This window comes from Sphingobacterium prati (assembly GCF_013167215.1).
Classification (GTDB): domain Bacteria; phylum Bacteroidota; class Bacteroidia; order Sphingobacteriales; family Sphingobacteriaceae; genus Sphingobacterium; species Sphingobacterium prati.
The window spans coordinates 121,137-133,101 of sequence record NZ_JABJWY010000034.1 but is presented as its reverse complement, the minus strand read 5'-3'; the positions used below and the strand labels follow the sequence as shown (position 1 = coordinate 133,101).

Here is an 11,965-nt window from a genome sequence, read left to right as displayed (position 1 = left end):
GCCCGGCTATTGCCAGGCTTTCCTTTAATTTTTTGAGATTTCAGTAATTCTACGCAGGCACTTGTCTAGGTTTTTCGCGTTCCCAGAATCTATGCTGTGCAATCGCTTTGATAAATTTGTCTGCTAATTCGGAGGGTTTCTCCGCGATGACAACTCCTTCAGAAAGTACAGTTTCTTCCGAAAACTCTTCGGGTAATTTATCAAAGAAATAGGTGGCTTCCAACACTTGACTCGCCTCTGTATCAGCTCCGATAGCTTTACAGTGTTTAAAAGCCTCATTCAAAAAATGAACAGCATTTGCTTCCGCTTCCAGAGTGGCCACACTATTTTTACCACCTGGTACATATACAGCATCATAAAGTACAGAAGCCCCTGTCAAAAAACTCTCTTCCACAGGAATAGCTGTATTATCCGATGCAATTATTTCACCCAGTTTTGGCGCAATTACATGAACTATGCCGCCAGCAGCCAGTATGGCATCACGGACTACTTGTAGGGAGGCTGCATTCACGCCATCGGCAGCGAGCACAGCTACTTTTCGACTTAAAATACTCTCTTTAGTCGTATTCATCATACTCAGCGCAGCTGATTTTTTTAATTTTCCTTCAACTTGGATGGGTTCATAATCTGAAGGATCACCGTCGGCAGGGATGCTGCGGTTAATCGGCTTTTCGAGCTGTTGTGGTACTTCGAGCCCCAAAGCAAAAGCAACTTCCGCAGCGAGTCCTTTATCCACTAAGGATAAGATACCGACCATCCGTTGTCTTACTGCTACCGCCTTAACCTTACCAAGTTCAAAGCTAAAAGCATCGATAATATGGTTTTTTTCGGGTTCCGACTGGCTGTGAAAAAATAGTCTAGCCTGGCTAAAGTGATCGCGGAAGCTATCACTTCTAGCGCGGACTTTTCGCGCATCAATGCGTTCTTGGTAGCTGGTGAAACCGCCTTCAGCTTCTTTCACCTGTGCTGGGTCATTGTTTCCAAGTGAATTCGGACCGTAGCTCGTTTTACCGCGATCGATTCGTTGTCGCATAAATCCATCACGTTGGTTATTATAGGAAGAATTGATCGGACGATTAATTGGTATCTCATGGAAATTAGGACCACCCAATCGAATCAATTGAGTATCTGTGTAGGAAAACAAACGACCTTGCAATAAGGGGTCATTTGTGAAGTCAATACCAGGAACAACATTCCCAATATGGAAAGCAGCTTGTTCAGTCTCAGCAAAAAAATTATCTGGATTTCGGTTAAGTGTCATTTTGCCGATTCTTTGAACGGGGACTAGTTCCTCTGGAATAATTTTAGTTGAGTCCAATAAATCAAAATCAAACTTAAATTCGTCAGCTTCAGGGATAATCTGCACACCCAATTCATATTCCGGGAACGCGCCACATTCAATGGCATCCCAAAGATCGCGCCGATGAAAATCCGGATCTTTTCCAGAAATGTTTTGCGCTTCATCCCATGCGACGGAATGCACGCCCAATAGTGGTTTCCAATGAAACTTCACAAAATGTGCTTCCCCCTTTTTATTGATAAATCGGAAAGTATGGACTCCAAATCCTTCCATCATACGGTAACTGCGCGGAATAGCGCGGTCACTCATGAGCCACATTATCATGTGGGTAGATTCAGGCATTAGTGAAATAAAGTCCCAAAAAGTGTCGTGTGCTGATGCCGCCTGCGGAATTTCATTATCAGGCTCAGGTTTTACTGCGTGTACCAAATCTGGAAATTTCATTGCATCCTGTATAAAAAAAACGGGCATATTATTGCCGACAAGATCGAAATTACCTTCCTGCGTATAGAACTTTACAGCAAACCCACGTACGTCACGCGCTAGATCCGTAGACCCTCTAGATCCGGCGACAGTTGAGAAGCGCACGAACACCGGCGTTTCTGTTTCTGTGTCATTCAGGAAGGCCGCTTTTGTAAACTCACCTAATGGTTTGTACAATTTAAATACGCCATGTGCGCCAGATCCCCTTGCATGTACTACACGTTCGGGGATACGTTCGTGGTCGAAGTGAGTAATCTTTTCACGAAGAATAAAATCTTCTAATAATGTAGCGCCCCGGTCACCGCCACGTAGTGAGTTCTGATCATCATTGATTTTAACTCCCTGATCTGTTGTCATTAGTTCACCACTAGCATCGGATATATGTTGATTTAATGATTTAATTTTCTCATTTTCTGGCTGTTTAACCTTTTTAACTTGTGTTTCTCTCTTTTTCATCGTAATAAGATTAATATTTATTGTTCTGGAGCAGTGTATTCGATTTGGTTTTCTGCCACCTCATACAGCAATGCATCTGCGGCTTCTTCTTCTCCCAGGGTCTGTTCCAATAGCGAGGCGACTTCTTGCAAACCTAGTGTAAAGGCTAGCTGAAGCAATCCACTATAGCTTGCAATTTCGTAATGCTCTACTTTTTGCGAAGCTAAGATGATGCCCACATCGCGGGCCACAGTGCCGGCCTCTGTACCTGCTATTATCCCCTCTGCTTCTTTGGTCAATCCTTCCATCGCATCGCATTTCTTTGCCAAGGCTTCCTTACCCATTAGCTTGAAGATCTGCTCCAACCGCACAACATGCTGCTCCGTTTCCTTGAGATGATTTTCGATAGCAGTTATCAAAGCTGACGAATTTGCAGCTTTTATCATTTTTGGAAGAGATTTGACCAAATGGTTTTCTGCCCAATACAAGTCCATGATCCCATCCAAAAACAGCTCTTGCAGTGACGATTCTGCATTTAAAGGTGTCTTAGTTTTGAACTTAGGCGTAGTTCCGCTTTCATGTTTCATAATTCAATGTTTAGAAATGTAAATAACTTAAGTTTATTTTATGAACTATTCCACAGTACAAATCGTTTGTTTTTTATATAAATAAGCAGAATATTCGTAAAATAAATTTGTAGGCTAATACACTTAATGTATAAAATAAAAAGCTAGGTTGGAAAGGAACCTAGCTTTTAAAAAACTTTCTTCACGACTGGGACAAGCAGTCTTTGATAATAGTACAATCTATGAAAGGACTTAGTTTGTATAATTTCACTTTTTAACCTTTTTCAGTTTTCATTCATTGAACTACAGGTAATATGGTCATATTGTCGAAAAAACGAGTCCACTCAGGGCGGGTATTGAGCACGTTTTGGTCAACAGACCAGATCCCAGCTCATGCTTATAGTTATTCGCATTTCCCGTGTCCCACACTAACTGCCATTTTTGGTGTTCGTTGATGGAAATATGCTGTATTTCATTCGAGAAATTCATAATTGCCAGGAGCCTGGCCGCACCATTTCCGGCACGTAGGATCAAGGTGTTCTGTGTTGGTAGGCAGTCAACTGTTAAGTCTTCGCGCTGCATATTGCTCCAAACGGGATGGGTTTTACGAAGTGCGATTAAATCCCTGTAGTAAGCCAAATGCTGTTGGTTGGAAACATGATGCTGTTCGCTCCAGTCCAATATTGAACGTTCGAATGTAGCTCGATCCTGTGGATCTGGAAACTGCCCTTCTCCTTGGAAATCAGCAAATTCACGTTTCCTTCCCGCTCTTACCATTTCCACCAATTCAGGCTCACTATGGCTGACGAAATACTGAAAGGGCTTTTTCGTTCCCCATTCCTCTCCCATAAACAACAAGGGAATATACGGCGATAGGAAGACTGCCAAAACCATTAATCTTATTTTTTCATCGCTATAGAGCGCGGCGCTTCGCTCACCTAGCATGCGGTTACCTACCTGATCGTGATTCTGACTAAATACAATAAATTTATTTCCCGAGATGCCTTTGGCATCAGTACCAAAGAACTTTTGACGATGACTAGAGTAGCAACCGTCAAATACGTAAGCCTGCTCGTAGGCTTTGGCAAGATGAGTAATCCCTTCGAATTCTTTATAATAGCCTTTTCTTTCTTCACCTACTGTTACCCGCAAAGCATGATGAAACTCGTCTAGCCATTGTGCATCCATTGCAAATCCATTCTTTTCTAGAGGATCTAGAAATCTACGGTCATTAAGATCGCATTCAACAAATAAATATCTTTGTTTTCTAGTGGTATTGATAATTCCATTCACTTCCTTGCGTATATCTTGAAGAATATGTATAGGACCAAAGTCTCTTATTGCATGTACCGCATCCATGCGTAGGCCATCGATATGAAAATCTTCAAACCACATCCGTACATTTGACATTACAAAATCACGAATCCCATGATTGAATTGATCGTCATAATTAATAGCTTGGCCCCATGGGGTATGATACTTATCTGTCAAATACGGTCCGAAATAAGAGAGATAGTTTCCTTCAGGTCCAAAATGATTATACACAACATCCAAAATGACCGCGATATCTGCGTGGTGACATGCATCCACCAGTCGCTGCAATTCATGGGCACCTCCATAAGAATGCTGCACCGCAAAAGGGAAAACACCATCGTAACCCCAATTTCTTTCACCTGGAAATTGCCCTATAGGCATAATTTCGATCGCATTTACCCCCAGATCTTTTAAATAGGGTATTTTTTCAATTATACCTGCGAAATTGTGATTTGTGCTAAATGTCCCTACGTGTAATTCATAAATGATTAAATCACGTTGCAAGGGCGGCACATATCCTTGATCGGTCCAGGGATAAGCGAGATCAATCATAGCAGATGGCCCATGCACCCCTTCTGGCTGGGATAGCGATGTTGGATCGGGATATGGGATCCCGTCTATGATTATTTTATAGTAATCTCCCCGTTGTGGCATCCGACTTTCGGTATACCAATAACCATATTCTTGTTTTTCGAGCGGCAATGAATGGTACGTTTTGCTTAACTCGCAATTTACGGTCTTTGCGTTTGGCGCCCATACTCGTATATGCGCCAAGTCGCCCTCCCAGCGTACCCCGAGCTGTGTAACTCCAGTGTTCTGCATAATAATAAATTAAATCTGCTGTTTCCTAACTTGACATGAGTACCAAAATTGAACGCGAGGGAACACTAACTCTACTGTTTGCCTCGAAGGTTGCATGATCGGTTATTGTATCCAAGTTTGTATCGATAACTTTAATCCAGCTCGTACCATAGCGTTGATCAGGGAGCTGATATTCGACGTCTTCCCAATAAGCATTGAAAAGCAGATAAAAATGATGGTCTGTTATTTTTGTTCCATCTTGACTTACTGATCTTATCCCTTCGCCGTTTAAAAAAACAGCTAAGGAACGTGCAAAATCATCTTCCCAATGGAAATCATCCATTTCTGTAGCATTAGGAAGAAACCATACGATATCTTCAACACCGGTACCTCTTATGGGTAATCCTTGAAACCATTTCCGGCGGCACAAACTGGGATGCTCTCTTCGAAATGCGATAAGGGTTTTGGTAAAATTCAGCAATGAACTATCCATGTTTTTCCAGTCAAGCCAAGAAATCGAATTATCTTGGCAATAAGCATTATTGTTTCCCTGTTGTGTTCGCCCAAATTCATCGCCTGCAACCAGCATAGGTACACCTTGAGATAAGAATAATGTGGTGAGCAAGTTCCGTTTTTGTTTTGCTCTCAAGTGGCTGATCTCAACGTTGTCGGTCGGACCTTCTGCACCACAGTTCCATGAACGGTTGTGGCTTTCCCCATCGTTGTTATCTTCACCATTAGCTTCGTTATGTTTGTCGTTGTAAGAGACAAGATCCTGAAGGGTAAAACCATCATGGGCCGTGATAAAGTTAACACTAGCCGATGGTCTACGGTTGTCGCCCTGATAAAGATCGGACGATCCGGTGAGGCGGTTGGCAAATTCTCCAATCATACTGTCAGCACCAATCCAGAAATCACGCATACAGTCACGGTATTTTCCGTTCCATTCTGCCCATCCCGGGGGGAATTCCCCCACTTGATAACCTCCTTCGCCAATATCCCAGGGCTCAGCGATCAATTTTACCTGCGAAATTATTGGATCTTGATGAATTACATCAAAAAAGGAACTTAATTTGTCGACATCATGGAGTTCCCGCGCTAACGCCGATGCTAGGTCAAAACGAAATCCATCCACATGCATTTCCTGAATCCAATAACGCAAGCTATCCATGATCATTCGCAATACATTTGGTTGACGTGCATTCAAAGTGTTTCCCGTTCCCGTAAAATCCATATAATAACGTCCGTCCTCTGTCAAGCGATAATAGGATGCGTTATCAATACCTCGAAATGAGAGTGTTGGCCCCATTTCATTTCCTTCGCCAGTATGATTATATACTACATCCAGGATTACTTCGATTCCTGCTGCATGCAGAGATTTGACCATCGTTTTGAATTCGGTCACTTGATCACCCTGAGTCCCACCTGAAGCATAGCGTATATCAGGTGCAAAGAAGCCAATTGAATTATATCCCCAATAATTAGTAAGCCCCTTATCGATGAGGTGGCGATCGCTTAAAAAATGATGAACGGGCAATAATTCAACAGCAGTGACTCCTAATTCTTTGAGGTAAGTAATTGTAACTGGATGACCCATCGCAGCATAAGTTCCTCTGATGTTTTCCGGAATATCGGGATGCAAGGCAGTAAAGCCTTTTATATGGACTTCATAGATAACACTGCGATGCATAGGTATGCGCATCGGTTGGTCTTCTCCCCAATCGAATCGATTATCGACCACAACTGACTTGGGTACATATGCAGCGCTGTTTGCGTCATCAAAACTAAGATCCACTTCTGGCGCTCCAATACGATAGCCGAAGAGCGCGTCATTCCACTGCACTGTACCAGAAATTGCTTTAGCATATGGATCAATCAGTAATTTGTTCGCATTGAACCGATGTCCCTCTTGAGGAAGGTAAGGTCCATGCACACGATAGCCATAACGTTGTCCAGGTTTTATTCCATTTAGATAGATATGCCATACCTGATGCGTTTTTTCTTTTATTTTGATTTTTAGGACTTCAACTTCTTCCTCGGTATCGTCGTATAGACAGAGTTCTACACTTTCAGCATGTTCAGAAAACAAGGCAAAATTAACGCCATGTCCATCAAATGTAGCACCGAGCGGGTAAGGTGTTCCAGTATAAATTTTTGGTTCCATTGTGTATTATCTATTATATAATTGCGTGTATTGCCATAATTGTTTTTGAACGTTTTTTTGAAATGCTTGCTTTTTCATACGCCACAGCCAATTTCCTACAGTACTTGCGGGTTTATTCATCCGGCATGAACCATCTAGTTCCAAAATATCCTGCATCGGAATAATGGCTGTATCGGCGATAGAAGCATACAAGAGTCGGATAAATGACTTATTGATGTTTGAAGCATCAATAGAAGCCCCAACAAACTGATCTATTCTATTTCTTGTAGACTGATCAACATCTTGGTTATACCAGGAGAGCAACGTGTTGTTGTCATGTGTACCTGTATAAGCGACAAAGTTCTGACCGTATTGATGCGGAATATGTGGCGAGCGGGGCATGTCTTCCTCAAAGGCAAATTGTAATACTTTCATCCCTGGCATCCCAAATTGATCCCTCAAAGCACAAACCGCTGAATCCACATCCCCGAGATCTTCAGCGACAAAAGGCATATGTCCTAGTTCGTTCTTTACATGCTCAAAAAAATCTGCTCCAGGTCCAGGTGACCATGCACCACTTTTTGCGCTCTGCTCCTCTGCAGGCACCTGCCAAAAGCTAGAAAAGGCGCGGAAATGATCTAACCGACACTGATCGAATAATTTACAGTTATGTCGCAGACGGGCAACCCACCACCTATAGCCATCCCTTTTGAGTACTTCCCATTGATATATAGGCATACCCCAGAGCTGACCCTGATCATTGAAATAGTCTGGAGGTACGCCGGCGACTTTGGTCATGTTGCCAGCTTGACCAAGCGTGAAAAATTGGGGATTCGCCCACACATCTGCTGAATCATAGTTGACGTAAAAAGGAATATCGCCCAATAGCCTAATCCCGTGATCCCCACAATAATGATGCAACTCTTGCCACTGATGATAGAATACATACTGCCACCATTTTATCATTTGGATATCAGTGTTATGTTCGCTCTTAAACATATTGAGTGCATCTTTATCTCTCAATTTATATTTCTCGGGCCATTTATACCACGGAAGATTATCATATTTTTCCTTCAATAGTGTGAAGCAAGCAAAATTCTCCAACCAGTGGGATTCATCGCTGCAAAACGTTACAAAAGCCGTTTCTTCCTCGACCGATGATCGACTATACGCTATTTTCAACAGTCTATATTTAATCGAGCTTACCTCCTGAAAATTAATCTCGGTTGAATAGGGCCTTTTTATGGCGTGCAATTCCTCTTCTGTTAATAAGTCAATTTTGGCAAGCCCTTCTACGTCAATAAATAGTGGATTGCCAGCCCATGCGCTCAGTGTACTATAGGGAGAGTGACATTGGGCCTCTGCGGTTGGGCCCAGCGGAAGCATTTGCCACCAGGACTGTCCACTTGCCTGCAATTGGCGGACAAAGCGGCGGGCCTCTTTGCCCAGGTCACCGATGCCATATGGAGAGGGCAGTGAACTAATGTGCATTAATATGCCTGCGCTTCTTTTTTTAGGTTCGTTTTTATATTTTATGATTGCCAAGGGCAAATCGCTGAATAACTTGTCAATGCCGATTTCAGTTTCTTCGCCTTCAGCATTGGAAAGTAAATGCTCCCATTTTAAAGGACGGTTGGTCGGCAATAATATACGCGTATCGTCCCATGCAAAGTTGCCCGGGATAAATTGTGGGAATTTTCCGAGTTCGGCAAGGTGCAGCGGAATGACGATCACAAGCCAATCATCCCCACATTTACGCGCAAAAGCCAAGATATTTTTTTTATAAGCACCTTTTACTTTAAGCTTTATATAGCTGCTACTAAACGATAATGCAGGTTGAGTTTTACGCAGCTTTGCTAGTTTGTTGACCAGCCAAAGTTTGATTTTCCCATCGTACCTTTCGCGCCACAATGTTTTAATTAGCACGTCCTCGGGAATTTTTGCTATTTGGGCCAGGAGTTCTTTACAACGTCGATAATCTACTGCGCGGCGGTTATCTGGATCCACAAAGCTATGGTTCCATAGTTCAGTCCCCTGATAGATATCAGGCACTCCAGGACAAGTAAATTTAAGTAACTGCTGAGCTAAAGAGTTGATTATTCCAAAATCCGATATACGCTGCAAAAATTGGTAGAAGCTCGTGAAAAAAGGGCGTTCTTTATTAAGTAGAAAACCTGCAAAATTGCGCACCGCAGATTCATAAGATTCATTCGGTTCTTCCCAACTAGAACGTTCTTTTCCTTCACGGAGATATTTGATCAGGTAATCCAAAAAACGCGTTTCAAATTCACTGTCAGCGGTGTTCTCTTGAGAGCCAAGTGGATAAGATCCTAATAAGGCCTGATAAATAAAATATTCGTCATTGGGATGTGGGAGATCACCTCGATATTCATTCCAGACAATATCCTGCCATATTTGTACCTGCTTAACCCACTTATTGGGCATTGCTGTGAGTACAGCTAAACGACTGCGTGTGTCGTCTCCGCGCTTTGTATCATGTGTCGCCGTCGTATTGAGTGAGAGCGGCCATTGCGTTTGCCTTTTTTGCATCAGCATGTGAAAGTTTTTAATGCTAATACCAAAATTACCCGGGTGATTTCCCACCTCATTATGGCCTATAAAACGGTTGTAGGTATACATCAGCGTGTCCTCTACCCCTTTAGCCATGGCGGGCCCGGCAAATTGCATGCAACGTTTCAATAACTGAATTGTTTCTGGGATTCTAGTTGGATTCCTTCCTTCTTGCGCATCGCTGAAAAGACAGAAGAACTGTTCTATAGCCTTTTTATTTAAACTATGGTCTTTTTTTAATAGTTCAAAGAGATCTTCAATCATTCGATAACTTGCCGCTGATAAAGGGAAGTTATCATCGTAAATTCTGTATACCGGAAAGTTTGCCAAGAACGCTTGTAGCACAGCCCTTAAATGTTGGCGATCCACGCCGATACTATCGTCCAATAATCGAATAAGCAGATTGACGAGGTTATCAACATCACCTTGCATATACTTGGTAAGGATCTGCATTTTTTTATCTAATTGTTGCTTTTTAAGGGGACGCTTGTTTCCTGTTAGCTGATTATAATAAAAATCAAATTGTTTCTTTCCTTTCGCGCAGGTTATTAGATTGTTGCAGGCCGACAGGAATTCGTATCCTGTGGTGCCCTGTATTGGCCATATTTGGGGTAAATTTTCATTCCTTTCCAATATTTTCTCCGCCACGATATAGATATCAGGTCCAACATAGTCACGAAGATCCTTCAAGTACTGATTGGGACTATATAGTCCATCTATATGGTCAATTCGCAATCCATCAATTAGCTTTTCTTCAATGAGTTCTTTGATAAACCGATGTGTCTCCCGGAACACCTCCGGATGTTGGACATTGATACAGATTAGTCCGTTAACTGTAAAAAAACGGCGGTAATTTATACGATGATTAGTAGTCCACCAGGGGCAAAGTTCATAAAACTGTATTTCAATAAGTTCTTTGAGTCTATATTTTGTATTATTTACAGCGTATAAATAATTTTGGAGGTCAATATCAGAAATATCAGCGAGTATTTCATTACGAAGTGTTTGCCACTCTTGTTGATTTCCGTTCGCTTGTGCGGTATTTACTCGGACCAAAAATCCACTAAAATCATTTTTTACTTTCCTCAGATGGTCTTCTAGGACGGTACAATATGTCTCTGGGCTTAATGGATAGCAATTGTCAAAATACTTAAGATATAATCTTTTTTCTACCAATGCTATCGTTATTTCGCCGTCATCGATAGCGTCATGTACTTCCTTTGCCAGTATAGGAACGATTAATTTCCCAGGTTCAAACATGTTTCCGACAAAGCAGGTGTCAAAAAAACTGGCATGTGTCGAGGTGGGACCAAACTCGAGTAGCTCCATTAACCAAGCGTTGTCCGGGTGAAAGGCCATGTGATTAGGCACAATGTCCTGCAACCATTTAATACCGTACAGATTGAGCTGATTTCGAATCCGTCTTAAATCAGCGAGGGTCCCGAGTTCAGGATCAATCTGTTGCAAATCTGTGCCGTCATAACCATGCATACTTCCCGGTGTTGAGCGCAGGATCGGAGACGCATAAATCGTATCCACACCCAATTCATGCAAGTATGGTATGATAGATTCGAAGGCATTAAAATTAAAATCTTTATGAAATTGGATTCTATAGGTTGTATGTGGTAAAGTATGCGTGCATATCGTTCTAAGTCTTTTTGTGTGCATGGTGTTGATTGATTTCGTTAACATCAGAACGCTGCTCGATAAAATTAGTTCTGTCTGTCTTCAAAAAATTTAATACAGAAAATATGAAATCACAATTTGGTAAAAAAATAATTTAAAATTAAAACCATTCCATTTTAAGGGACGTTCTGCTTATAACAATGGAAATTTTAAAAACAGTTTATTCGTAATATGATGAGAAAAATAGGAATTACATTTTCCGCGTTTGACCTTTTACATGCTGGTCACGTCAAAATGTTGGAGGACGCTAAAGAGCAATGTGACTTTTTGATCTGTGGGCTTCAGACAGACCCTACTTTAGACAGGCCAGAGAAAAATAAACCAACGCAGAGTGTTTTCGAACGTTATATGCAATTAAAAGCCTGCAAACATGTAGATATGATCATACCTTATGCCACTGAGCAGGATTTGGAAGATGTGCTTCGGTCTTATAAAATACATGTGCGCATTCTGGGTGATGAATATATTGATAAGGCGTTCACTGGACGTAAATATTGTGAGGAGAAAGGTATCGAGCTCTATTTTAATAGACGCGAAAATAGATTTTCAAGTTCTTCACTGCGCAAGATCATTGCAAAAAAACAGGACAATCCACAAGGTGCCATTGTTAAATTGAATGATGAAACAAATTATAAGTTAAAAAGGATTAATGCTTAAAACAGACAG

Annotated in this window: 6 protein-coding genes; 1 reads left to right on the top strand and 5 read right to left on the bottom strand. The window is 41.7% G+C overall.

Annotated elements, in window-relative coordinates; all coding sequences use genetic code 11:
* Nucleotides 1–49: 49 nt before the first annotated feature.
* The 5 genes from HPC41_RS10710 to treY all read right to left on the bottom strand — a co-directional run bounded on the left by HPC41_RS10710 (nucleotide 50) and on the right by treY (nucleotide 11,281).
* Nucleotides 50–2,239, bottom strand: coding sequence for a catalase (locus HPC41_RS10710; RefSeq protein ID WP_172394016.1), 2,190 nt, complete (start codon nucleotides 2,237–2,239; stop codon nucleotides 50–52).
* Nucleotides 2,240–2,256: 17 nt separating this feature from the next.
* Nucleotides 2,257–2,805 (bottom strand): YciE/YciF ferroxidase family protein, encoded by a 549-nt coding sequence (locus HPC41_RS10705; protein WP_172394015.1) that lies wholly within the window; start codon nucleotides 2,803–2,805, stop codon nucleotides 2,257–2,259.
* 297 nt (nucleotides 2,806–3,102) lie between these two features.
* A complete protein-coding gene (gene treZ, locus HPC41_RS10700) occupies nucleotides 3,103–4,920 on the bottom strand; it encodes a malto-oligosyltrehalose trehalohydrolase (protein ID WP_172394014.1) in 1,818 nt (605 codons plus the stop codon).
* A 25-nt stretch (nucleotides 4,921–4,945) separates the two neighbouring features.
* Nucleotides 4,946–7,063: a glycogen debranching protein GlgX gene (gene glgX, locus HPC41_RS10695; RefSeq protein WP_172394013.1), complete on the bottom strand. Its 2,118-nt coding sequence runs from the start codon at nucleotides 7,061–7,063 to the stop codon at nucleotides 4,946–4,948.
* Between the two features lie 6 nt (nucleotides 7,064–7,069).
* Complete coding sequence (treY, locus tag HPC41_RS10690) at nucleotides 7,070–11,281, bottom strand: malto-oligosyltrehalose synthase (RefSeq protein ID WP_216660732.1); 4,212 nt, start codon at nucleotides 11,279–11,281, stop codon at nucleotides 7,070–7,072.
* Between the two features lie 189 nt (nucleotides 11,282–11,470).
* Between treY and HPC41_RS10685 the strand changes: the two genes are divergently transcribed.
* Entirely contained in the window at nucleotides 11,471–11,956 is a 486-nt protein-coding gene (locus HPC41_RS10685) for an adenylyltransferase/cytidyltransferase family protein (protein ID WP_216660731.1), read from the top strand.
* Nucleotides 11,957–11,965: the final 9 nt, after the last annotated feature.

Bases quoted from the DNA above. Each gene is read 5' to 3' on its own strand.
- treZ (WP_172394014.1), bottom strand. From the start codon at position 4,920: ATGCAGAACACTGGAGTTACACAGCTCGGGGTACGCTGGGAGGGCGAC.
- glgX (WP_172394013.1), bottom strand. From the start codon at position 7,063: ATGGAACCAAAAATTTATACTGGAACACCTTACCCGCTCGGTGCTACA.
- treY (WP_216660732.1), bottom strand. From the start codon at position 11,281: ATGCACACAAAAAGACTTAGAACGATATGCACGCATACTTTACCACAT.
- HPC41_RS10710 (WP_172394016.1), bottom strand. From the start codon at position 2,239: ATGAAAAAGAGAGAAACACAAGTTAAAAAGGTTAAACAGCCAGAAAAT.
- HPC41_RS10685 (WP_216660731.1), top strand. From the start codon at position 11,471: ATGATGAGAAAAATAGGAATTACATTTTCCGCGTTTGACCTTTTACAT.
- HPC41_RS10705 (WP_172394015.1), bottom strand. From the start codon at position 2,805: ATGAAACATGAAAGCGGAACTACGCCTAAGTTCAAAACTAAGACACCT.